General features: G+C 54.9%; 25 protein-coding genes. 8 read left to right on the top strand and 17 right to left on the bottom strand.

What is annotated here, in order from left to right; translation table 11 throughout:
- Window positions 1–45: 45 nt before the first annotated feature.
- The 6 genes from ABHF33_RS01420 to ABHF33_RS01395 all read left to right on the top strand — a co-directional run bounded on the left by ABHF33_RS01420 (window position 46) and on the right by ABHF33_RS01395 (window position 4,681).
- Complete coding sequence (locus ABHF33_RS01420; protein ID WP_348945294.1) at window positions 46–546, top strand: chalcone isomerase family protein; 501 nt, start codon at window positions 46–48, stop codon at window positions 544–546.
- Window positions 546–1,862 (top strand): MFS transporter, encoded by a 1,317-nt coding sequence (locus tag ABHF33_RS01415; protein ID WP_348945293.1) that lies wholly within the window; start codon window positions 546–548, stop codon window positions 1,860–1,862. The genes ABHF33_RS01420 and ABHF33_RS01415 overlap by 1 nt, the downstream gene beginning before the upstream one ends.
- Complete coding sequence (locus tag ABHF33_RS01410; protein ID WP_348945292.1) at window positions 1,859–2,398, top strand: DUF3833 domain-containing protein; 540 nt, start codon at window positions 1,859–1,861, stop codon at window positions 2,396–2,398. The genes ABHF33_RS01415 and ABHF33_RS01410 overlap by 4 nt, the downstream gene beginning before the upstream one ends.
- Before the next feature lie 3 nt (window positions 2,399–2,401).
- On the top strand, window positions 2,402–3,196 hold the full coding sequence (locus tag ABHF33_RS01405) for an SDR family NAD(P)-dependent oxidoreductase (RefSeq protein WP_348945291.1): 795 nt from the start codon (window positions 2,402–2,404) through the stop codon (window positions 3,194–3,196).
- On the top strand, window positions 3,193–3,621 hold the full coding sequence (locus ABHF33_RS01400; RefSeq protein ID WP_348945290.1) for a nuclear transport factor 2 family protein: 429 nt from the start codon (window positions 3,193–3,195) through the stop codon (window positions 3,619–3,621). Before ABHF33_RS01405 ends, ABHF33_RS01400 begins: the two co-directional genes overlap by 4 nt.
- Window positions 3,622–3,823: 202 nt before the next feature.
- On the top strand, window positions 3,824–4,681 hold the full coding sequence (locus ABHF33_RS01395) for a hypothetical protein (RefSeq protein WP_348945289.1): 858 nt from the start codon (window positions 3,824–3,826) through the stop codon (window positions 4,679–4,681).
- 93 nt (window positions 4,682–4,774) lie between these two features.
- On the opposite strand, the gene ABHF33_RS01390 is transcribed toward ABHF33_RS01395, so the two are convergent.
- The 4 genes from ABHF33_RS01390 to ltaE form a co-directional block, all read right to left on the bottom strand.
- Window positions 4,775–5,557: a MetQ/NlpA family ABC transporter substrate-binding protein gene (locus tag ABHF33_RS01390; protein WP_348945288.1), complete on the bottom strand. Its 783-nt coding sequence runs from the start codon at window positions 5,555–5,557 to the stop codon at window positions 4,775–4,777.
- 183 nt (window positions 5,558–5,740) lie between these two features.
- Window positions 5,741–6,418: a methionine ABC transporter permease gene (locus ABHF33_RS01385; RefSeq protein WP_348945287.1), complete on the bottom strand. Its 678-nt coding sequence runs from the start codon at window positions 6,416–6,418 to the stop codon at window positions 5,741–5,743.
- Window positions 6,415–7,425 carry a methionine ABC transporter ATP-binding protein gene (locus tag ABHF33_RS01380; protein ID WP_348945286.1) on the bottom strand — a complete coding sequence of 337 codons (1,011 nt, stop codon included), beginning with the start codon at window positions 7,423–7,425 and terminating at the stop codon, window positions 6,415–6,417. The genes ABHF33_RS01385 and ABHF33_RS01380 overlap by 4 nt, the downstream gene beginning before the upstream one ends.
- 61 nt (window positions 7,426–7,486) lie before the next feature.
- Window positions 7,487–8,518 carry a low-specificity L-threonine aldolase gene (gene ltaE / locus ABHF33_RS01375; protein WP_348945285.1) on the bottom strand — a complete coding sequence of 344 codons (1,032 nt, stop codon included), beginning with the start codon at window positions 8,516–8,518 and terminating at the stop codon, window positions 7,487–7,489.
- Window positions 8,519–8,625: 107 nt separating this feature from the next.
- On the opposite strand from ltaE, the gene ABHF33_RS01370 reads away from it, so the two are divergent.
- The gene (locus ABHF33_RS01370) at window positions 8,626–9,993 is read left to right on the top strand and encodes an adenosylmethionine--8-amino-7-oxononanoate transaminase (protein ID WP_348945284.1); all 1,368 of its coding nucleotides are present in this window, start codon (window positions 8,626–8,628) and stop codon (window positions 9,991–9,993) included.
- Between the two features lie 6 nt (window positions 9,994–9,999).
- A complete protein-coding gene (locus tag ABHF33_RS01365; RefSeq protein WP_348945283.1) occupies window positions 10,000–11,562 on the top strand; it encodes a hypothetical protein in 1,563 nt (520 codons plus the stop codon).
- Here ABHF33_RS01365 and ABHF33_RS01360 read toward each other — a convergent pair.
- The 13 genes from ABHF33_RS01360 to dusA form a co-directional block, all read right to left on the bottom strand.
- Complete coding sequence (locus tag ABHF33_RS01360; protein WP_348945282.1) at window positions 11,543–12,610, bottom strand: tyrosine recombinase XerC; 1,068 nt, start codon at window positions 12,608–12,610, stop codon at window positions 11,543–11,545. The two genes, ABHF33_RS01365 and ABHF33_RS01360, sit on opposite strands and share 20 nt — an antisense overlap.
- Window positions 12,611–12,625: 15 nt before the next feature.
- On the bottom strand, window positions 12,626–13,408 hold the full coding sequence (locus tag ABHF33_RS01355) for a DUF484 family protein (protein WP_348945281.1): 783 nt from the start codon (window positions 13,406–13,408) through the stop codon (window positions 12,626–12,628).
- A gap of 75 nt (window positions 13,409–13,483) precedes the next feature.
- A complete protein-coding gene (gene dapF / locus ABHF33_RS01350) occupies window positions 13,484–14,314 on the bottom strand; it encodes a diaminopimelate epimerase (RefSeq protein WP_432803951.1) in 831 nt (276 codons plus the stop codon).
- A gap of 58 nt (window positions 14,315–14,372) precedes the next feature.
- Complete coding sequence (locus tag ABHF33_RS01345) at window positions 14,373–14,795, bottom strand: CoA-binding protein (protein ID WP_348945280.1); 423 nt, start codon at window positions 14,793–14,795, stop codon at window positions 14,373–14,375.
- Between the two features lie 90 nt (window positions 14,796–14,885).
- A complete protein-coding gene (locus ABHF33_RS01340) occupies window positions 14,886–15,269 on the bottom strand; it encodes a Rid family detoxifying hydrolase (RefSeq protein ID WP_157670634.1) in 384 nt (127 codons plus the stop codon).
- A gap of 25 nt (window positions 15,270–15,294) precedes the next feature.
- Window positions 15,295–15,714: a GNAT family N-acetyltransferase gene (locus ABHF33_RS01335; RefSeq protein WP_348945279.1), complete on the bottom strand. Its 420-nt coding sequence runs from the start codon at window positions 15,712–15,714 to the stop codon at window positions 15,295–15,297.
- 3 nt (window positions 15,715–15,717) lie between these two features.
- Window positions 15,718–16,284 carry a flavin reductase family protein gene (locus ABHF33_RS01330; RefSeq protein ID WP_348945278.1) on the bottom strand — a complete coding sequence of 189 codons (567 nt, stop codon included), beginning with the start codon at window positions 16,282–16,284 and terminating at the stop codon, window positions 15,718–15,720.
- A 217-nt stretch (window positions 16,285–16,501) separates the two neighbouring features.
- Window positions 16,502–17,695, bottom strand: a complete 1,194-nt coding sequence (gene hemW, locus ABHF33_RS01325; RefSeq protein ID WP_348945277.1) for a radical SAM family heme chaperone HemW — start codon at window positions 17,693–17,695, stop codon at window positions 16,502–16,504.
- Between the two features lie 24 nt (window positions 17,696–17,719).
- Window positions 17,720–18,280 carry a hypothetical protein gene (locus ABHF33_RS01320; protein ID WP_348945276.1) on the bottom strand — a complete coding sequence of 187 codons (561 nt, stop codon included), beginning with the start codon at window positions 18,278–18,280 and terminating at the stop codon, window positions 17,720–17,722.
- A 115-nt stretch (window positions 18,281–18,395) separates the two neighbouring features.
- Window positions 18,396–18,617 carry a hypothetical protein gene (locus ABHF33_RS01315; RefSeq protein ID WP_348945275.1) on the bottom strand — a complete coding sequence of 74 codons (222 nt, stop codon included), beginning with the start codon at window positions 18,615–18,617 and terminating at the stop codon, window positions 18,396–18,398.
- Window positions 18,614–19,216, bottom strand: coding sequence for an RdgB/HAM1 family non-canonical purine NTP pyrophosphatase (gene rdgB / locus ABHF33_RS01310; protein ID WP_348945274.1), 603 nt, complete (start codon window positions 19,214–19,216; stop codon window positions 18,614–18,616). The genes ABHF33_RS01315 and rdgB overlap by 4 nt, the downstream gene beginning before the upstream one ends.
- A gap of 52 nt (window positions 19,217–19,268) precedes the next feature.
- On the bottom strand, window positions 19,269–19,916 hold the full coding sequence (locus tag ABHF33_RS01305) for a retropepsin-like aspartic protease family protein (protein WP_348945273.1): 648 nt from the start codon (window positions 19,914–19,916) through the stop codon (window positions 19,269–19,271).
- Between the two features lie 2 nt (window positions 19,917–19,918).
- Window positions 19,919–20,977, bottom strand: coding sequence for a tRNA dihydrouridine(20/20a) synthase DusA (dusA, locus tag ABHF33_RS01300; RefSeq protein WP_348945272.1), 1,059 nt, complete (start codon window positions 20,975–20,977; stop codon window positions 19,919–19,921).
- Between the last annotated feature and the right edge of the window lie 94 nt (window positions 20,978–21,071).

Below are 21,071 nucleotides of genomic sequence, written 5' to 3'. Positions count from 1 at the left end.
ACCAGCTTGGGTATAGCGCTAAAGCGCATATTGATTGCAGCTTTGATGGCAATACCCCTTGCTCAGATGGCGCATGCCAATGCCTGGCGCGAGCAAATCCCGCAGGCGCGCGCGATTGGCAGTGGCGATCTGCGCTGGTTCGGGCTGAAAATCTACACCGCCCGGCTCTGGAGCGAGCAAAGCCGTTTTGACCCAGCCGCACCCGCAGCGCCGTTTGCGCTGGAGCTGACCTACCACCGCAGCATTAGCCGTGAGCAGTTTGTAAAAACCAGTCTGGACGAAATCACCCGGCTGTTTGGCAATCGCTATCCGGCCACCACACTCAAGCGCTGGGAAGCCGAGATGCAGCGCGCATTTACCGATGTGAAGGAGGGCGACCAGCTGATCGGCGTCTATCTGCCCAATGCGGGCTGCCGTTTTTATAGCCGCAGTCAATTGCTGGCCGAAATTCGTGACCCCGAATTTGCCAAAGCCTTTTTTGCCATCTGGTTTGACGAGCGCACCAAGGACAGCGGTTTGCGCGCGCAGCTGATCGGGAGCCGGTGATGAGTTCCGCGATAAACCCAGCGATACAGCCGCCGCGCCCGCCATCGCACCCAGAAGGCGCCGCAGGCCATTCGCGTTTTGCTCTGGCAGCCTATGGCGCGCTGGGTCTGCCGCTGGCGATGTCGGCCTTGCCGGTGTATGTGCAGATTCCAGCGTATTACAGCACGCATCTGGGGCTGGCTTTGGCGGGCACCGGCTGGGTGCTGTTTCTGGCGCGCCTGATCGATACCGTCCAAGACCCGTGGCTGGGGCGCTGCATTGATCGCCTGCAGGGGCGGCAGCTAAATGTGTGGCTGATCGCCGGCGCGCTTTTGCTGGTGCTGGCCTTTGCCGGATTATGGCTGCCGCAAGTCAGTGGGGGGTATCTCACGCTATGGCTTGCTGTGATGCTGGTTGTGGCCTATACGGCGCACAGTATGCTCAATATTGCCTATCTGGCCTGGGGGGCTAGGCTGGGCCAGGAGCAGCAATTGCTTGGCGCTGCAGGCTGGCGCGAGGGGGCAGGCCTGCTGGGCGTAATTGCGGCCAGCGTGTTGCCAAGCGCGATTATGAGTTCGCCACGGGAAGATTTAAGTCATGGTTTTGCCTGGTATAGCCTCGCTTTTGCACTGCTGGTCGCGATCAGCCTTGCTGCTTTGCTGCGCGGCGCGCCTCGCTGGCACAAAGCACCATCTTCGACACTGAGCTGGTCGCAAGCGCTGCAGCTGATGCGGCAGAACACCGCATTTACCCGGCTGCTATGGCCGTACAGCTTAAATGCGATTTCAGTTGCGATTCCGGCCACGCTGGCGCTGTTTTTTATTAATGATCGCATCGGTGCGCCGCAATGGGCGGGCGCTTTTCTGGCTGCCTACTTTATTGCCGCTGCGTTGGGGCTGCCGATCTGGGTGCGGATTGCCAAGGTGCGCGGTGTGCTGTGTACATGGCGGCTGGGCATGCTGCTGGCGATTCTGAGCTTTTGCGGTGCCAGCGTGCTGGGGCAGGGCGACACCACGGCTTATCTGCTGGTCTGCATCGCTGCGGGTCTGGCGCTGGGCGCGGATTTGGCGCTGCCGCCCGTGCTGCTGGCTAGGCTCATCCCCGATGATCAAGCGGCCGCTACGTATTACGGTGTCTGGACATTACTGGGCAAGCTGGCGCTGGCTTTGTCCGGACTGGCTTTGCCGCTGCTGGCGATGTTGGGGTATACGCCCGGAGCGCCTGCTGGTGCTGAGCTGGCATGGGTATACGCCGGGCTGCCGTGTCTTTTCAAACTGCTGGCCCTGGTGATGCTGCGCAGCGGCTTGACCCATAATCTGAAGGAGCAAACACCATGAATCTGAACCGGATTAAAACCGCCTTGCTGGCCGCCAGCTGTGGCCTGCTCGCCGCTTGCGCCTCGCCCGATGTCAGCCATTATCAGCAGGCCGAGCCCAAGCTTGATCTGGTGCGTTATTTTGTTGGCACCACCGACGCCTGGGGTATGTTCCAAAAGCGCAGCGGCGAGGTGGTCAAGCGTTTTCATGTCGAGATCACCGGCACGCAGCGCGATGGCAAGCTGGTACTGGACGAGCGTTTCAGCTACGACGATGGCAGTAAGGATCAGCGGGTGTGGACGTTGACGCAGCAAGCCGATGGCAGCTGGCGCGGCACGGCTGCGGATGTGAAAGGTGAAGCCACGGGCAAGGTGGCGGGGAATGCTCTCAACTGGCAATACACGTTGCTGCTGCCCGTGGATGGCAAAACTTATGAAGTTCAGTTTGATGACTGGATGTTCCTGCTGGATGAGCATTCGATGATCAATCGCGCCAGCATGCGCAAATTTGGCTTTGAATTGGGGCAGGTGACGCTGTTCTTCAAGAAAAGGAGCTAGGTCATGTTCAATGCCATGAATAAGCCAATTTCCAGCTGGCGCGGGCTGCGCGTCTGGCTGATTGGCGCTTCGAGCGGGATTGGTGCAGCGCTGGCGCAGCAATTGCTGGCTGCGGGGGCGATGGTCACGCTCAGTGCGCGGCGCGAGCCTGCGCTGCGGCAGCTGGCCACAGCCCACGGTCAGGAGCAGTCTCAGGCGCATGTCTTGGCTTTTGACGCGATCGAGCCTGCAGCATGGCCGCAGGCCTACCAGAGCGTGTGCCAGACCATGGGCGAGCCCGATCTGGTGCTGTTTTGTGCGGCTGATTATCGCCCCGAGCGCGTCTGGGAAGTGAGCGCCGCCCGCGCTGGACAAACGCTTGATATCAATCTGCTTAGCGCTTACCGTGCCATCGAAACCATCCTGCCCGCGATGCTGGCGCGGGGGTATGGCGGCATCGGGCTGATCGCGAGCGTGGCCGGGTATATGGGCCTGCCCAATGCCAGCGTCTACGGCCCCAGCAAGGCAGCACTGATTAATCTGGCTGAGATTTTATACAGCGATCTGCACCCGAAAGGCCTGAGTGTTTATCTGATCAATCCGGGCTTTGTACAAACTAGCCTGACGGCAAAAAATGACTTCACCATGCCCGCGCTGCAAACGCCCGAACAGGCGGCTGCGGCCATAGTGCGGGGGATGGCGGCTGGCGATTTTGAAATCCATTTTCCGCGCCGTTTTACACAAACCATGAAACTGATCCAGCTTTTGCCGTATCGTTGGCGTTTCGCCCTGTTTGAGCGCTATCTGAAACTCTCATGATGCCTATTAAAATCGACGAATTACTCGCCTGGTATGAGGGCATTTGCCCCGAAATACTTGATCAGGTCGCTGACTTTTATCAGCCGCAGGCCCGATTTAAAGACCCGTTTAATGATGTGGTAGGGCAGGCGGCGATCCGGGGTATTTTCGCGCATATGTTTGCCACCACGACCAATCCGCGCTTTATGATTGGCGAGCGGCTGGTGCAAGGTCAGCAAGCCTTTGTGACTTGGGTGTTTGCTTTTGAGCTTAAAGGCAAAAACTACCGGATCGAAGGCGGCTCGCATCTGGTGTTTGGCGACGATGGACGCGTATTAAATCACCGTGATTACTGGGATGCAGCCGAGGAATTGCTGCAAAAGCTCCCCGTGATCGGCTGGCCTATCCGCTGCTTGCGAGGCCTGTTTGCGGTACATGGCGAATAAGTTTATAGGTGCTATCCCGACTGCTAAATATTAGTATTTCATTATTGATATTCCTCGCGTATAGTCGCCAAAGTCGTAAGGTGAATACTTACAACTGTGTCGGCTGCTCAGTCTGCTTCGCAAAGCAAGCAACTCCAAGCTAGTTTTTTTTAGGCAGTTTTTGGACTGAAAGGCCGCTCATTTGCGAACAGGAGTATCCCGATTGAAGTACATGTTTTGCCTGACGCTACTGCTGGCGACGCAGCTGGCCTGGGCTGAAATCCTGCTGGCCGTGCCGCGGGATGTGATTCTGGATTACCAAAAACTACTGCGGCACCGCGATATTCTGGATGTCCGCGAGTACAGCGGTGTGGGGGCGCGGCGCGACACTGTCGAGCTGGTGCTGTTCCAGCAGGCGTTGATGCGCGGCGGGCTGGACGAGCGGGTGCGACTGATTCCGGTTGATAGTTACGCACGTATTCTGGTTGAAGTTGAAGCGGGTAATGTCACCGCCAGCGGCACGTCGGTCTGGGCCAGCGACGTGCAGCAAACCCGGGCACGCATGTCGGTGCCATTGATACGCGATGGCGAGTACGTTGTGGGTTTTTATATGGCCGAGGGGCATCCGGGCTTGCGTAGTGCGACGCTCAAGGACTTACGCAGCATGACGGCGGTGACCAACAGGGCGTGGAAAAATGACGTGGCGACGCTGGAAAGCCTGGGCGTGAGCAAAATTGAAAGCGCGCCCACTTTTGCCATGATTGCCAAAATGCTCAAGGGCGAGCGCGGTGATTTTACCTTAGCATCATTTAAGTCATCGCCCGATATGTCGTTTGAAGTCGAAGGCGCGCGTCTTTTTCCCGCTAAGGGCATGAAGGTAGCGATGCCGGGATCGCGGCATTTTCTGGTCTCGCCTACGGGGCATGGTGCCGTAGTGTTTGAGGCATTGAACAAAGGGCTTAGCCAGATGCGCCGCGATGGCACCCTGCGCCGTGCATATACCGAAGCTGGCTTTTTCAATGCGCGGGTTGAATCATGGACACTGGTCAATCCGCAGGCTTTTTCGCAGCCGGAGCGCTAGGGGCGCTGTATCAGTCGGAACGTCTAGTAAATGAAAAAGGGAAAAAAGGGGCAAAAGCCCCTTTTTTTTGACACTGCGAATTAGCTTATTCGATCAGAACGCCGGAACGATGGCGCCTTGGTATTTGGTTTCGATGAATTTCTTCACCGCTGGTGATTTAAGCGCGGCAGCCAGTTTTTTCACTGCGGCTGCGTCTTTATTATCGGTCCGCGTGACCAGAATATTCACGTAGGGCGATTCTTTGCCTTCAATCGTCAGCGCATCCTTGCTTGGATTGAGCTTGGCTTCCAGTGCGTAATTGGTGTTGATCAACGCCAGATCAACCTGATTCAAAATGCGTGGCAGCGTGGCGGCTTCCAGCTCTTTGAATTTTAGCTTTTTCGGGTTGGCAGCAATGTCCTTGCTGGTGGCGAGGATGTTCTTTTTGTTTTTCAGCGTAATCACACCGGCTTTATCAAGCAGCAGGAGTGCGCGCCCGCCGTTGGTTGCGTCGTTCGGAATCGCTACCGTTGCACCTTCTTTCAGATCAGCCAGTTTTTTCACCTTGCTCGAATACGCGCCAAACGGCTCAACGTGAACGCCGGCAACACTCACCAGCGTAGTGCCTTTGCCTTTATTGAATTCGGTCAGGTAAGGCTGGTGCTGGAAGAAGTTGGCGTCGAGCTTTTTCTCGGCCACTTGTACGTTCGGTTGGACGTAGTCGGTAAAGACTTTTACATCCAGCTCAACGCCTTGCTTGGCCAGCGTAGGCTTGATGAATTCCAGAATTTCAGCGTGCGGGACCGCGGTCGCACCGACGCTCAGTTTGTCTGCGGCAAAACTGCCTGCGCTCAGCAATACACCGGCGGCGGCAAACAGGGAAATGGCTTTCTTCATGGTTTCATTCCTTTTGGGAGGGTATGTGTTTGTACTCTTTTGGAGCTATGCTCTGCGTGGATATACCCCGCTAGGGGTGTATGACTACAGAGTATCACTACGTAATTTAAATACTAAATACCAATTGCTTCTATTTATATGAGAATGCTGCTCAGTGGCTAAGTCCCAAAGTACAGCCTGGCTTTAGCGGCGGCTGAAGTGCTGCACCAGTCTGTCGCCCACCATCTGCAAAACCTGTACCAGCACCAGTAGCAGCACGACGGTGACCACCATGACGTCGGTCTGAAAGCGCTGATAGCCGAAACGAATCGCCAAATCGCCCAGCCCGCCGCCGCCAATCACCCCTGACATTGCCGCGTACGACACCAGCGTGATCGCGGTGACGGTGATTGCAGCCATGATGCCGGGCATCGCTTCGGGCAGTAGTGCTTTGATCACAATCTGGCGGGTGGTCGCACCCATCGCCTGCGTGGCTTCGATAATGCCGCGATCAACCTCGCGTAGCGCGGTTTCCACGAGCCGTGCAAAGAAGGGCGTCGCGCCGACCACCAGCGGCGGAATCGCGCCCGCGACGCCGAGCGAGGTGCCGGTGAGCAGCACGGTAAACGGAATCATGATGATTAGCAGGATCACAAAGGGCACCGAGCGCAGCACATTCACGATCAACGATAAAATGCCGTATACCACGGGCTGCTCAAGCAGTTGTTTTTTGCCGGTCAGAAACAGCAGTATGCCCAGCGGCAAGCCCAGAATCAGCGTAAACAGCAGCGAGCCGCCGAGCATACTCAGTGTGTCGACGCTGGCTAGGCCAATATCGGCCCAGTCAATATTGCTCATCAAATCATTCAAGATGGTGCTCATTGGCGTAGCTCCTCAACCACAATGCCTTCATCAGTCAGGCGCGACAGCAATTCATCCACTTGTGAGCCCACCAGTGCCAGCGTGAGCTGGCCGCAAGGCGTGGTTTTGATGCGCTCGATCCGGCCAGCCAGGATTGAGAAATCCACGGCAAGCTGGCGCGCCAGCGCGCTCAGGTGTGACTGGTAAGTGGATTCGCCTTTGAAGGTCAGCCGTACAATTTTGCCCGGTACATGGGCAAAGTCGTCTGCTTCGGCGCTTTCATCAACGTGCTCGCTTTCATATACAAAGCGGCGCGTGGTGGGGTGCTTGGGGTGTAAAAACACATTGGTTACCGGGCCAAGCTCGACAATTTCGCCACCATCAATCACGGCAACACGGTCGCAAATGCTGCGGATAACATTCATTTCATGCGTAATTAGCACGATAGTCAGCTTGAGCTGCTGATTGATTTCCAGCAGCAGCTGCAGCACCGACGCCGTCGTTTGCGGGTCGAGCGCGCTGGTGGCTTCGTCGCACAGCAGCAATTTGGGTTTATTGGCCAGCGCGCGGGCGATGCCGACGCGCTGCTTCTGGCCGCCGGATAATTGGGCCGGGTATTTATTGGCGTGATCCGACAGGCCGACCAGTTCGAGCAATTCGGCCACGCGTGAATTGATAGCGGCCTGATCAAGCTCGCCCGCGACTTGCAGCGGGAAGGCGACGTTCTGTGTGACGGTTTTGCTCATCAGCAGGTTGAAGTGCTGAAAAATCATGCCGATTTTCTGTCGCGATTTGCGCAGCGCATCGCTTGATAGCTGGGTCAGGTCGATATCGTCGAGCAGAACACGGCCACCGCTCGGGCGTTCAAGCAGATTAATCAGCCGGATCAGGGTTGATTTGCCAGCACCAGAATGGCCAATCACACCAAAAATTTCACCTGCAGCGATCTGCAGGTCTATTCGCTTGAGCGCAGGAATATCGCGCCCATCGACGCGATAAGATTTGCTGAGATTTTCTAATACAATCACGGAATGCCTTTATGTACCTGTTTAATTGATTATTTCGCAAGCATCGGCGTTCAACAAGGTACTAATTACTTGTCATGAAGTGCCGCAGCACGGCCACAATACGTTCAAGATCTGCGTGTTCGATTTGCCAGTGCGTCACCAGCCGCATCCAGCCCTCTTCAGGCGGGTTGACTTTGATTTGTGCCGCGGCAAAGGCGGCGGTGAGTGCAGCAGCGTTGATATCGCGGGTGAATCTGAACCACACTATATTGATTTGCACGCTGACCAGATCGATCTCGATGCCGTCAATTCGGCTCAGTCGCTGCGCCAGCGTCTGAGCGTTGGCATGATCTTGCCCCAGGCGCAGGCTCATTTCATTGAGCGCAATTAAACCTGGTGCAGCCAACACACCGGCCTGGCGCAAACCACCGCCCAGCATTTTGCGCAGGCGGCGGGCGCGGGCGATAAAGTGCTTACTTCCGGCCAGAATCGAGCCCACTGGCGCGGCCAGGCCTTTGCTCAGGCAGCACATCACCGTGTCGCAATATTGCGTGATTTCTTTTACATCTACACCCAGATGCGTGGCGGCATTAAAAATGCGCGCGCCATCCAGATGGAGTGGGATGCGTTTGCTCTGCGCCACCTGCCAGATGGCCTGCATATTCGAGAGCGGAATCACGCGGCCATTGGAGTGGGCATTCTCAAGGCAAATCAGGCCGGTTTTAGGTTCGTGAATATCAATCCCGTAGCGGATTTTGCGCCCGATTGCTGTGGGGTCAAGCTGGCCCAAGTGGCTTTCCAGCGTGCGCAGCTGCACGCCACCGATCACGGCGCTGCCGCCAGCTTCGTGCCAGACAATATGGCTGTCGTCACCCACAATCACTTCGTCGCCGCGCTGGCAATGCGTCAGAATGGCCAACTGATTGCCAAACGTACCCGTCGGGACAAACAGTGCGGCTTCTTTGCCCAGACGGCTGGCGCTTGTCTGCTCAAGTTCAATGACGGTTGGGTCATCGCCATAGACATCGTCGCCAACAATGGCCTGCGCCATGCTCTGGCGCATGGCCTCGGTGGGCTGTGTCACAGTGTCGCTGCGTAGATCGAGTATTTTCATGGCGCAATGCTTTGAGTTGAACAATGATTGTGACTATTGAGCGGGCTACTGACTATAGCCGATATTCCTAATTCGGATAGATCGGCGCAGATTGTGCGAAAATAGCGATGATGAAAAAGACCATTTCAAATTCCATCCCAAATCCTATTTCAAGTACCAACGCCAATCATTCTCTGCTGGCGCGCAGCATGGCGGCGGTCTGGCATCCGTGCACGCAAATGAAGCGTCACGAAACTCTGCCTCTGGTACCGATTGAACGTGCCGATGGCATCTGGCTCACCGATTGCAATGGCCATCGTTTTATCGACGGCGTTTCAAGCTGGTGGGTGAATCTGTTTGGCCATAACGAGCCACGGATCAAGGCGGCGATCAGTCGGCAGATGGATACGCTCGAACACGTCATGCTGGCCGGTTTTACGCATGAGCCGGTGGTGGCGCTTTCCGAGCAATTGAGTGAGCTAACAGGTTTGGGTCATGCTTTTTATGGCTCGGATGGTGCTTCGGCAACCGAAATCGCCTTGAAAATGGCCGCGCATTACTGGCGTAATCTGGGGCGTGAAGGCAAAAACCGCTTTGTCTATCTGGCTGACAGCTATCACGGGGAAACGGTCGGGGCGCTGTCGGTGACTGATGTGCCGATTTTTCGCACCGCCTATGCGCCGCTGGTGCGTGAAAACTTTGCCGTGATGAGCCCGGACCCGCGACTCGCTGCTGAGGGAGAATCGGCTGCCGATTACACGGCGCGCGCGCTGGCTGACCTAGAGCGCGTATTGCAAGCGCGTGCCAATGAAATCGCCGCGCTGATTGTCGAGCCACTGGTACAGGGGGCGGTGGGTATGGCGATATATGCACCGGAATACCTGACTCAGGCGCGTATACTCTGTGATCAATATCAGGTCTTGCTGATCGCTGATGAAATTGCCGTGGGCTTTGGCCGGACCGGCACGATGTTCGCCTGCGAGCAGGCAGGTATCAAACCCGATCTGATTTGCCTGTCCAAAGGCATTACCGGCGGCTATCTGCCGCTGGCGGTAGTGCTGTGTACCGATGCCATTTATCAGGCCTTTTATGCTGACGACAGCGCCCGCGCTTTTTTGCATTCGCACTCGTATACCGGCAATGCGCTGGCGTGCGCAGCGGCGCTGGCCACGTTGCAGATTTTTCGCGATGACGACGTGATCGTGCAAAACCGCAGCAAAGCGGCCGCGATGAATCAGGTGTTTGCCCCGCTGATGGCGCACCCGCGCATCAGGCATTGGCGGAATCGAGGCATGATCTGGGCCTTTGATGTGATTGACGCACCCGCTGGATTTGCACAGAAATTCTTTCAAAACGCTTTAAATGCAGGAGTTTTGCTGCGCCCGGTGGGAAATACGGTATATTTTATGCCGCCGTATATTATCGATTTGGCACAGGCCGAAATGATGGCAAATGCCGCTCTTCGCGCTCTGGATCGCAGTTTGATCAGTGATTAATTGGCTATGACTTTAAAATTTACCATTCCCGAAATTGATCCGTCGCTGAGCAGCGTCGTGCAGACTGATCCGAAAAAACTCCGCGATTGGCTGATCGCTTTGCCGACGGCCAATGTCATCGACGCGGGCCGGATGATTCTGGATGCGCTGGCTGTGCTCAATCGCGTTAAGGTCGAGCCAGATTTGCGCGCTTTGCTGCTGACCGAGTATCAGAATTCGCTGGAAATGCTCACCGGTGCGTTTGAAATGGCCTATGCCTCGCCCGGTTTGCCAATGAAAGAGTCGGCCAGAGCGGCCGCGCAATTGGCACGCAATGTCTGGTATGAGCTAGCCGTGGGCTGGAAGATTGCCATTCACGATAAAAACGAAGAAAAGCGCTTCGGTTTTTTCAGTAGCAGCAACAAAACCTCGCCGGTTTTATTGCAAGCCTTGTTGTATGCCTACTGGCGGGTGTACCAGATGTCGGGGCGTTTGTACCAGACGCTCGGCGAGGGGATGTGGTTTGAGATGCACCAGATTTTCCGTTATTGCGCCGAAAATAAAATTCTCGACGAGCCCAAAAACGATAATCCGAAAGACAAATCAAGCCGCCCGATTGCCACCCTGTACAAGCAGATGGTGCTGCTGGCGCTGGCTGACCCACACCGTTTCGCCGGGCCAGAGCTCGATAAAGTGATTGAAATTATCGAAAACTATGCGCCGCATGCGCATTTTCAGCCTTTGAGCAAACTGGCGTCGAGCGCCGGTTTTTTCCTGATCGAGCTCAACTCGGACAAGCCACCATGTTTTGTTGGCAATCGTTCACTCGATCATTATGCCGGTCAGGCCGTGCTGTTCGATACCATTGAGCTGGCCAAAAAACTCTACAAAGCCGAGCATTCGGTTGAGGCCAAAGCGCCGATGGCCAAGGACAGGGCCAAGGTGCAGATCTGGCTGGAAATTTTGCGCCGCGTGATCCGGCAGTGGAGCATTGTTCCGCATCGCCTGTACCAGCGCATTCCGGCGCAATCGACGATCAGCGTAGCGCTAGGGCTGCGCCGCACGGCGTTTCGCCTCAATCATGGGCACCATCTGCTGGGGTCGAGTAGCGAGCGAGTATCGCTGAGCGAAGGCGACTTGCTGCTGACCCAGTGGCAGGTGGTCAACGAAAGCCCGGGCGGTTATGGCATTCTGGCGCACGAGCTGCCCAGAGAGCAGGCCAATGCCGGGGAAATTGTCGCGCTATCGGTGGCGGAAGAGAGCAACTGGATGGTGGCTTCGATTCGCTGGCTGCACCAGCATCAGAACGGCTCGATGGAAATGGGCTTGCAGGTGATGAGCGCCAAGGCGCAGGCAATTTTGCTACGCCCGACCCAGCAGCAGGGGCAGGATTTTGTCCCAGCGCTGCTATTGCCTGCGATCCCGGCGCTTAAGCAGTTGGCGCGCATTGCAACGCAGAAAGGCCTCTATACACCGCTGCGTGAATACACGGTCTTGCTCGGCGACAAGCAATTATCGTTGCGTGCCGCCAAGCTGGTCGAGCAGCAAAATGGCTATGATTTATTCGAATTTACCGGCGATCTGACGTAGAACGGTTGGGTGGGGTATCTGCCGCTGTGGCTTGTTCTGTGCTTGCTGCAGCGTCATGCTCACTGGAGGTATTTTTAGCTCTGGGGTGTGTCTGATCATAGACCTGAGCCAGATGCTGAAAATCCAGATGGGTGTAAATCTGTGTGGTGGCAATGCTGGCGTGCCCCAGCAGCTCCTGCACCGCACGCAAATCACCCGACGATTGCAGCAAATGGCTGGCGCAGCTATGGCGCAGCTTATGCGGGTAGAGCGGCTCCTGAATCTCTAGCTCCTGCTGCCAATGGCGCAGCCGCAATTGCACGGCTCGTGTGGTCATCGCCGTGCCTTTCTGGCTCACAAAGACCGTTGGTGTTTGCGTTCTGGCCCATTCGGGACGAATGCTCAGCCAGTGCCGCAAAGCTTCCTGCGCCGGGCGGCCAATCGGCACCAACCGCGTTTTATTGCCCTTGCCGGTAACGCTGGCCATACCTTGTGGTAAATCGAGCTCGATCAGTTTGAGTCCCACCAGCTCGCTCACACGCAGCCCTGATGAGTAAGCCAGCTCGAAAATAGCTTTGTCCCGTATGGCCAGTGCGTCATCATCGGGCAGATTATCCAGAAAACCGGCCGCATCGTCAGCGTTCAGCGTTGCGGGTAGCGCTTTGGCCGCTTTGGGCGCCTTGATGCCATCCACCGGATTGATCGCCCATTGAAAATCACGAATCATCAATCGGTAGAAAACACGCCAGGCCGATAAGGTGCGGGCAATTGAGCGCCCCGACAGTCCTTTGCTGGCCAGCTGCCGCACAAAAGCGCGGATGTCTTGCGGCTGCAGGCTGGATAACTCCCTTGCCTGCGCCAGCCCCGCCAGTAGTTGCAGATCGCGCTGATAGGCGCTAAGGGTATGTGCGCTGGCCATCTTTTCGCCTTGTTGAAAGCGGAAAAAATGCGCCAGCTCGGCCTGGGTTGAGGCCGCTAGCGTATCGGCTGGCGGAGGCGATTCCAGCACTGTCTCGCTGCGCTTGATGCGCGCGCGCGTTGATCCAGTGCTGGTTTTGGTGGCTGACATGCGGAGCGGGGGGGCTTAATGCTGTTCCGGCGCGATCTGTTCCGGTGCCGGAGCGGGTTGTGGTGCAATCGATTCGGCAGAGGCCGATTCTGTAGCTATCGGTGCTGGAGCTGTAGATTCTGGTACTGCAGGTTCCGGCAAACATTCCTCGGGTACGACGCGGCGGATCGCCGCGGACACCAGCTCGGACATGCGTTGCAAGTACAGTGTTCCCATATCCGGGTAGAAGCGCTCGCTATCGGGGCTAGCCATGACCAGAATGCCAAACGGTGCATCGCCGGTTTTCAGTGCGAACTGGGCGAATGATTTGAGCTCGCCGCTGCCGATTTCAAACCAGTCGAGCACTTCATCGGTGACGTAGGGGCCGCAGTAAGGCGACACCAGATTATCTGCCAGCTTCAGAATCGTTTCCCCAACCGGTGAAAACTCCATCAGATTGCATTGCCCTGCAGGCAGCCACAGGCGCAGCGCCATCCAAGGCACGGCAAATCGTGCTTTTAAATGATATTCCAGCGTGCCAATGATCGAGGGCAGGTCATTTGCCTTGAGCAAATCGACGGTGAGCTGGTGCAGCTTGTCAGAAATGGCGTCGTTTTCCACGCCAAATTGCAGCAGTTCGCCCAAGCGGGCTTCCAGCTGGCGATTGCGGTCGCGCAAAGTGAGCAATTGGCGTTCGGCCAGTGAAACTGCGTGTCCACCGTGATTATGCGGCACAAAAATCTGCGCAATATCATCGGCAAACTCATCGAAAAAGGCCGGATTTTGCTTTAACCAATGAACGACATCATTCGCTTGCATCTGTTTTTTCCTTCTGGAAGCAGGTTAACCTGCGATTACTTCCTCGCACTGAAGCGCACGGAGGCAAGGGCCGATTCAAATCTCGATACTACCTTCAAAAACCGTGACGGCCGGCCCGGTCATCATGACTGCTTGCCCAGCGCCTGCCCAGCTAATGCGCAAATCACCACCGCGGGTGTGCACCAGTACGGATGGATTGAGCAGGCCACGACGGATGCCCGCCACCACCGCCGCACAAGCACCGGTACCGCAAGCCAGCGTTTCACCGGCGGCGCGCTCGAACACGCGCAGGCGGATTTCATCGCGACTCACTATTTCCATAAAGCCCGCATTGACCTTTTGTGGAAAACGCGGGTGGTTTTCAATCAGCGGGCCGTGTTCGGCCACCGGGGCAGTGACGACCGAACGAACCACCTGCACCGCATGCGGGTTGCCCATCGACACCACCGAAATATCATAGACCTGACCATCGACGATCAGCGGGTCGATAATGGCTTCGCTGGGTGCCTGAAAAGGAATTTCATCCGGGGCAAAACGCGGTACGCCCATATTCACCGTCACATTACCGTCGGCTTCCAGCTTGGGGTAAATCACGCCTTTGGCAGTTTCAACGGCAATTTCGCTTCTGTCGCTCAGGCCTTGATCGAACACAAAACGCGCAAAACAGCGCGAGCCATTGCCGCATTGCTCCACTTCCGAGCCATCGCAATTAAAAATGCGATAGCGAAAATCAATGCCCGGCGTGTTGCTTTTTTCCACCAGCAGCAGCTGGTCAAAGCCAATGCCAAAATTGCGATGGCCCAGCTGGCCGATGACATCTGCCGAGAGCGAGACAGTCTGGCGCACGCCGTCGATGACCATAAAGTCATTACCGAGGCCGTGCATTTTGCTAAATTTCAGTTTCATGATGTGGGTACAATCCAAGGATGCAGCAAGGCTAACGCCGCCGCCGTTGGGCGGCAAGTTAATCCGCAAAAAGCCGGCCGTATTCGACCATTAAGCAACGATCCATCACGATGGGAATCCCGGCCGCTGCGGCGCGTTCTGCCGCAGCTTCATCGACGATGCCCAGTTGCAGCCAGATCGCTTTGGCGCCACGCGCAATGGCTGCATCAACCACCGCACCCGCTTCTTCGCTGCGCCGGAACACATTGACCAGATCCAACTCGCCCGGCACCTGCGCCAGATCGGGATAGACTTTCTCGCCCAGTATCGTTTCCTGCGGTTTGGGCGTGACGGGAACGATGGTAAAACCCCATTGCTGCATCAGCTTGCTCACGCCATGGCTGGCGCGGTTGGGTTTGTCCGACAGACCAACTACAGCGATGCGTTGGGTCGAAAGCAAAATGGCTTTGATTTCTGCATCAGAAGGGTTCTGGAAAGGCATCTTCATTCCCATTTTTATTTGAATTCGCACTAATGGGTATATCACTGTAGGGTATATTTTAACTGGCCTACAGCGATATACCTCTAATGATTACTTCGTCAATACCATGACCGCATCGGCTTCAACAATCGCACCTTTAGGCAGGGCAGCAGCTTGTACCGCCGCGCGCGCCGGGAAGGGCGCAGTGAAATACTCGCCCATGATTTCATTGAGCTTGGCAAAGTTCGCCAGATCGACGACAAACACACCGAGTTTCACGATGTCGGACAAATCGCCACCAGCCGCCTGGCACACCGCGCGCAGATTCTGGAATACGCGATGCGTTTGGGCTTCAAAGCCTTCGGCCAATTCGCCCGACGCCGGATCAAGACCAATCTGGCCTGATAGGTAAACCGTATTGCCCACTTTGACTGCTTGCGAGTAAGTACCAACGGCTTTAGGTGCGTTGTCTGAATGGATGATTTCTTTGCTCATGAGGGAATCCTTTTGGAGTGTTGGGCTATTTGATAAAACGCCGTTGATCGATTTTAAAACCTAGGGACTGATAGAAAGCATGGGCGTCAGTTCGATGATCACTGCTGGTCACTTCAATGCGAACGCAATTTTGGGCCCGGAAAAATGATTCGGTGGTGCTAAACAGGAGTTTTCCGACACCTTGTTGACGCATATTTTTGTCGACAACTAAAGAAGTAATCCGACCAAGTTTACCGCATGCATGAAAGAGTTCGAGGGCGTGAATGCTGATAACGCCGACGATTTGATCTGTTATTTCTGCAACAAAAACAGCATCCATCTCTGACATGGTCATAAATTCGATTTTGCTTTGCATAAGTTCAGGGCTGATCTCGTAACCTAGCTGCTGCATCAACTGAGAGATTGCTTGGGCATCTTCTGGATTTGCCGGGCGGGTAATCAGCATCTGTCAGGGTTTTTTATTTGCGGCAATCGCATACGGCTCGGGATGCACGCGATCATTGTGCAGCAAGTCATCGGCGGCATAAATATGGACGATTTCAACCAGAATCAGGTCGGCGACGACGGGTTGAGCGACTTCAATATGTTGCAGAAAACGTCCTTCGAGCGCGACAGCGCAGTTGTCAATGCGCGGTGTTTTGACTTGTTGCGACGGACTAAATTGCAGGCCGAGTGCGTCGATTTGCGCTTGGCTTGGCGGCGTTCCTGAGCCGGTGGCGTGCACAGCCGGGGCGTGATCGTGTGACGGAATATGGATCACGCAATCGCCACCGTGAATCAGATTGAGCGCGGTATCTTTTTGCTCGCTGCTACCGTCCTGACCTAGGCGACGATTGACGCTCAGCGACACAATCATCGGCTCGCTCGATACGATATTGAAATAGGAAAATGGCGCGATATTGATTTTGCCCGTGGCATCCATGCTGGTCACCCAGGCAATCGGGCGCGGCACGACGCAGTCGGTGATCAGATTGTATTTTTCGCTCGGCGACAGCGTCGCTACTGGCCATTCCATAAATAGTCCTGTTAATACGGGGGTTGGGTATGTCTTGCTAAAATTTATCTAGCATGATCTACAGCTGTATACCCTGCTATTTGTTGAAAAGCGTAGCGAGAGGCGGGAGGGCGAGGCAAAAAATTGCGAAAAACCAGAGTGTACATTTCGTACATGAGGATTTTGAGCAGTTTTTTAACGCCGCCATCACGGCTCGCAGTAGCTTTACAGCAAATGGCTACGGCAAAAAGCGTTCCATTAATACATTCAAAAAGCGCTGGCCTTTGTCGGTCGGCTTGACCCAGTGTAAATCACGTTCGAGCAAACCTTCACTACAGGCGCGCTCGATCTCGGCAAAAATCTTGCTTTGCGGCAGGCCGGTACGTTCGGTAAACAGCGCCAGCGGAAAACCTTCGGTCAAGCGCAGCAAGTTGAGCATAAATTCAAACGGCAATTCGCTTTTTTCGACGATGTTTTCGGTCTGAATTGCATTGCCTGCGGCCATTTTGGCCAGATATTCGCTCGGCTGTTTGTAGCGTGCCTGACGGATGATTTTATCGTGAAAACTGATTTTGCCATGCGCGCCTGCGCCGATGCCCAGATAATCGCCAAACTGCCAGTAGTTCAGATTATGCTGGCTGCGTTTGCCGGTTTTTGCAAAGGCACTCGTTTCGTAATGCTCAAAGCCCGCGCTGGCAAGCTCGGCCTCGATCATTTCCTGCATATCGGCGGCCAGATCGTCGTCGGGCAGCGCGGGCGGATAGCGATGGAATAGTGTATTGGGTTCGAGCGTCAGGTGATAGGCGCTTAAATGCGTTGAATTGCATTCAATTGCCAGACGAATGTCGCTGCGTGCCTGCTCTAGCGTTTGTTTGGGCAGCGCATACATGATGTCGAGGTTGAAATTGTTAAAGTGCTTGTGCGCAATCTCAACGGCGCGCAGTGCTTCATCACGATTATGAATCCGCCCTAGCGCGCTTAAATGCTCGGGGTTAAAGCTTTGAATGCCAATCGACAGGCGATTAATCCCAGCTGCTGCGTAGCCAGCGAATTTCTCGATTTCAAACGTCCCCGGATTGGCTTCGAGCGTGATTTCGGCGTCAGGGTTGAGCTTGACGCGCGCGCGAATCGCCTCCAGTAGCCTATCCAGACTGGCAGCCGAGAATAAACTTGGCGTGCCGCCGCCCATAAAGATGCTTGATACCGAACGCCCCCAGACCTGCGGCAGATTGCTTTCCAGGTCGCTAATCAGCGCATCGATATATTGCGCTTCCGGCAGGCCACTCGGGTAATTAGCGTCTTTGACCGCGTGCGAGTTGAAATCGCAATACGGGCATTTCTTCACGCACCAGGGAAAATGGATATATAGCGCCAGCGGAGGCAGGGCGCTCAGGCCAGAGCTGCCCAGCTGGGCCAGTGAGATGGTGTGCATTAATTTAGCTTCAAAGATGGCTAATTATTTTTTGGCGGGCGTATTTTTTTTACTGTACTCGAGCATGCCTTTCCAGATTTTGAAATCGGGATATCCTTCTTTAATATCCATTGCGCCAGAGCCGAGAATACCGAAGTATTTTTTGCAGGCGGCATCAACACCGTCTTTGTCAATCATCGTTTTGACGATGGCGTTTGCCTGTTCATTATTGAATTTAGTCATCTCGGCCAAAGCGGTTTTGCTGCTTTCTTCGCCTTGAAATTGTTTGATGGCCATAATATAGCCACTGACATAATCATAATGAACAGCCAAGTATTGCTTATTCTGATTTTGCCAACGAGTCTGTACTTTTTTAATATTTTCTTCGCTGAGTTCACCTTTGCCTGAGCAGCCATTTGCCATTTTTTGCAACGTTACCAGGGTGGTACTTAGATTGCCTGCAGCTTTATTGCGCTCAGGAGTAAATGGATTACCGGTGTCATTTGCACTACTTGAGGCTTTGCTGGCTGCTTTGCTGGGGGCGGCATAACTGCTTGTGCTTACAAGAGGTAAAATCAGTGCTAGAGCTATGAAAGCTTTATTCATTAGTTGTCACCATTGGGTTTATTATAAATTGCCGAGTTAGCAAATAAATGATGTATTTTATGGCAAAGCCGCTCGTTTGGGCGGCAATCGTTTTCAAATATTATGGCTTCGTTATTTATTTGTATGGATTTTGTAATGCATCAACCAGTTGATGTAGCACTGTTCGCATTTGCTCAGCCGATACTTCCATCAGCAGGCCGTCTTCAAACAGGTCTTGCGCCATTTGCGCCAATTCATCAAGGTTTTCATTCATCACTTTGACTTTTTCGGTGCACGATACCACGGAGCCGTCGTCACGGCACCATTTTGCCCAGCGGCTTTCGTCTTGCGGGTTCATAAGCTGGTTTCCTGCATTTTGGCGATCAGGCTCTGCAGCGCTTTGGCGCGATGCGAGATCTGGCTTTTTTCTTCAGCGGAAATCTGGGCAACCGTTTTGCCAAACTGGGGTAGCCAGAATAGTGGATCGTAGCCAAAACCACCGTCGCCGCTGGCTTGTAGCGCAATCTCGCCCACGCAGACCCCGTCGGCAATCAGCGGTTGCGGGTCATTTTCGCTGCGCACCAGTACCAGCGCGGCGTAATACCAAGCGCGCCGGTCGGTGTGCTGCGCTAATTCGCTGAGCAAGTGCTGATTATTGCGCAGATCCGATTTGGCCTCGCCAGCGCGTTGGGCATAGCGCGCCGAATAGACGCCAGGTGCGCCGCCCAGCGCATGTACGCACAGGCCCGAATCGTCAGCCAGCGCGGGCAGGCCGGTGATTTTGGCGGCATGGCGTGCTTTGGCCAGCGCATTTTCAATAAAAGTGCCATACGGCTCCGGGCATTCGGGTACACCCAGCTCGCCCTGGGCAATGATCTGCACGTCCAATGGGGCAAGCAAGTGGGCAAATTCTTTCAGCTTGCCAGCATTATTACTGGCGAGAACAATTTTTTTCATAGGGTATTGGCTTCTAGCTATTCACAGATCTGGCTTGTAGGGCTATACCCTGTTAGTAAGCTTTTTTACTTAAAATCATCAATTCCTGTTCGCGCCGCATCTGGAAGCGATTGAGTACGCTCATGCCGACCAGAATCGGCGCGCTATCATTGCTGTCACGCACCACGGCGGTGACATCGTAGAGCGTGATATTGTTGATCCGGATTTGCGGTAGCTTCACCAGCCAGGCCCCAATATTGCCGTTGGCGGTTTGCGAGTGGCCTTGCTGGCCGTTTTTATAACTGATTTTCATGCTTTCTGCGGTTGGGCGAGACATTGATAGATGCGTCGCGCCAGTGTCGATGATCCCGGCTTGCGATGACTGGTTGATGCCCACATTCACCAGGTAATGGCCACGCTCATCAGGCGTCAGCGTCAGGCTGCTGGCATGACCATCCGCCGGATTGCCGCCTTGCGCTACATAGCCTTGGCCCAGCAGCAACTGCCTTTGTTGGCCATTGCTGGCGATAATCGCCGATTCGGCTTGAATCGAGATAATTTTGAACATCCCGCTTTGCTGCCCGCTTTGCAGGGTTTTTTTCTGGCCGTTAATCTGGAATACGCCCTTATTGCCCATGGTGCCGATCAGCACGATATCGTCGGCCAAGGCGGGCAGGGTACTCAGCGCCAAGCTGATTGCAATCATTGCGGGTTTTAACATGATCATTGTTCGCTCTGTGAGGTTTCGCGTTGGCCCTGACTATGCTCGATCTGCTGCAAGGCCTGTTCGATCAGCTGCCAATCGGCATTTTTCAGTAGTGTGGCATCAGAGAGCATCCTGCGCCATTGCCGCGCGCCATATTGTCCCTGATAAAGCCCCAGAATATGCCGAGCTATAAAGCGCAGTGGTGTACCCGCAGCCAGCTCGGCCTCAATGAAGTCGCGCAGGTTTTCGATAGCGCAGCGGCGGCTTTGTTCCCGTTGCGGCTGGCCGTAGATCGCCGCATCCACTTCGGTGAGCAGCCACGGATTGTGATAAGCCTCACGCCCGACCATCACGCCATCAACGTGCTGCAAATGCTCGAGTGATTGCGCCAGCGTCGTGATGCCGCCATTAATAATGATTTCCAGTTGCGGAAAATCGCGTTTGAGCTGATAGGCATAATCGTATTTAAGCGGCGGAATTTCGCGATTTTCCTTGGGGCTCAAGCCTTTCAGAATCGCATTGCGCGCATGCACGATAAAGGTGCTGCAACCCGCCTCGGCAATCTGGCCGACAAAATCGCGGACAAACGCGTAGTCTTCTATTTTGTCGATACCGATACGATGCTTTACCGTGACATCAATCTGGCAGGCATCGCGCATGGCTTTTACGCCATCGGCCACCAGGCTAGGTTCGAGCATCAGACACGCGCCGAATGAGCCTGACTGCACCCGCTCGCTGGGGCAGCCCACATTCAGATTCACCTCGTCATAGCCCCAATCCTCGGCAATCTTGGCGCAACGCGCCAGATCCGCGGGCTCGCTGCCACCCAGTTGCAGTGCCACCGGATATTCCACCGGATCAAAGCGCAAATGCCGCTGCGGGTCACCATGCAAAATCGCCCCGGTATTGACCATCTCGGTATACAGCCAGGTATGCTGGCTCAGCTCGCGCGCAAAACGCCGATAAAAGCGGTCTGTCCAATCGAGCATCGGTGCGATGCAGAAGCGGCGCGAGGGCGTAACCGTTGAATTTGTTAGTGTTAAGGCTTGTTTTTCTTGGTTTTTAATCTGCGGCATTTCTACGGTCAAGTGCGGGTTCCCACGGTATTAAATCATTAAAAATCCTAGATCGTGTGCTATTCTTAATGTTGAAATCGTCTGTCTAGGACTG

The sequence above is a fragment of the Chitinibacter sp. FCG-7 genome (assembly GCF_040047665.1).
Classification (GTDB): domain Bacteria; phylum Pseudomonadota; class Gammaproteobacteria; order Burkholderiales; family Chitinibacteraceae; genus Chitinibacter; species Chitinibacter mangrovi.
This window is presented reverse-complemented; position numbering and strand designations above follow the sequence as displayed.

Coding starts and splice junctions, on each gene's coding strand:
- ABHF33_RS01420 (WP_348945294.1), top strand. CDS start 46: ATGGCAATACCCCTTGCTCAGATGGCGCATGCCAATGCCTGGCGCGAG.
- ABHF33_RS01415 (WP_348945293.1), top strand. CDS start 546: ATGAGTTCCGCGATAAACCCAGCGATACAGCCGCCGCGCCCGCCATCG.
- ABHF33_RS01410 (WP_348945292.1), top strand. CDS start 1,859: ATGAATCTGAACCGGATTAAAACCGCCTTGCTGGCCGCCAGCTGTGGC.
- ABHF33_RS01405 (WP_348945291.1), top strand. CDS start 2,402: ATGTTCAATGCCATGAATAAGCCAATTTCCAGCTGGCGCGGGCTGCGC.
- ABHF33_RS01400 (WP_348945290.1), top strand. CDS start 3,193: ATGATGCCTATTAAAATCGACGAATTACTCGCCTGGTATGAGGGCATT.
- ABHF33_RS01390 (WP_348945288.1), bottom strand. CDS start 5,557: ATGAAGAAAGCCATTTCCCTGTTTGCCGCCGCCGGTGTATTGCTGAGC.
- ABHF33_RS01385 (WP_348945287.1), bottom strand. CDS start 6,418: ATGAGCACCATCTTGAATGATTTGATGAGCAATATTGACTGGGCCGAT.
- ltaE (WP_348945285.1), bottom strand. CDS start 8,518: ATGAAAATACTCGATCTACGCAGCGACACTGTGACACAGCCCACCGAG.
- ABHF33_RS01370 (WP_348945284.1), top strand. CDS start 8,626: ATGATGAAAAAGACCATTTCAAATTCCATCCCAAATCCTATTTCAAGT.
- ABHF33_RS01365 (WP_348945283.1), top strand. CDS start 10,000: ATGACTTTAAAATTTACCATTCCCGAAATTGATCCGTCGCTGAGCAGC.
- ABHF33_RS01360 (WP_348945282.1), bottom strand. CDS start 12,610: ATGTCAGCCACCAAAACCAGCACTGGATCAACGCGCGCGCGCATCAAG.
- ABHF33_RS01355 (WP_348945281.1), bottom strand. CDS start 13,408: ATGCAAGCGAATGATGTCGTTCATTGGTTAAAGCAAAATCCGGCCTTT.
- dapF (WP_432803951.1), bottom strand. CDS start 14,314: ATGAAACTGAAATTTAGCAAAATGCACGGCCTCGGTAATGACTTTATG.
- ABHF33_RS01345 (WP_348945280.1), bottom strand. CDS start 14,795: ATGCCTTTCCAGAACCCTTCTGATGCAGAAATCAAAGCCATTTTGCTT.
- ABHF33_RS01340 (WP_157670634.1), bottom strand. CDS start 15,269: ATGAGCAAAGAAATCATCCATTCAGACAACGCACCTAAAGCCGTTGGT.
- ABHF33_RS01335 (WP_348945279.1), bottom strand. CDS start 15,714: ATGCTGATTACCCGCCCGGCAAATCCAGAAGATGCCCAAGCAATCTCT.
- ABHF33_RS01330 (WP_348945278.1), bottom strand. CDS start 16,284: ATGGAATGGCCAGTAGCGACGCTGTCGCCGAGCGAAAAATACAATCTG.
- hemW (WP_348945277.1), bottom strand. CDS start 17,695: ATGCACACCATCTCACTGGCCCAGCTGGGCAGCTCTGGCCTGAGCGCC.
- ABHF33_RS01320 (WP_348945276.1), bottom strand. CDS start 18,280: ATGAATAAAGCTTTCATAGCTCTAGCACTGATTTTACCTCTTGTAAGC.
- ABHF33_RS01315 (WP_348945275.1), bottom strand. CDS start 18,617: ATGAACCCGCAAGACGAAAGCCGCTGGGCAAAATGGTGCCGTGACGAC.
- rdgB (WP_348945274.1), bottom strand. CDS start 19,216: ATGAAAAAAATTGTTCTCGCCAGTAATAATGCTGGCAAGCTGAAAGAA.
- ABHF33_RS01305 (WP_348945273.1), bottom strand. CDS start 19,916: ATGTTAAAACCCGCAATGATTGCAATCAGCTTGGCGCTGAGTACCCTG.
- dusA (WP_348945272.1), bottom strand. CDS start 20,977: ATGCCGCAGATTAAAAACCAAGAAAAACAAGCCTTAACACTAACAAAT.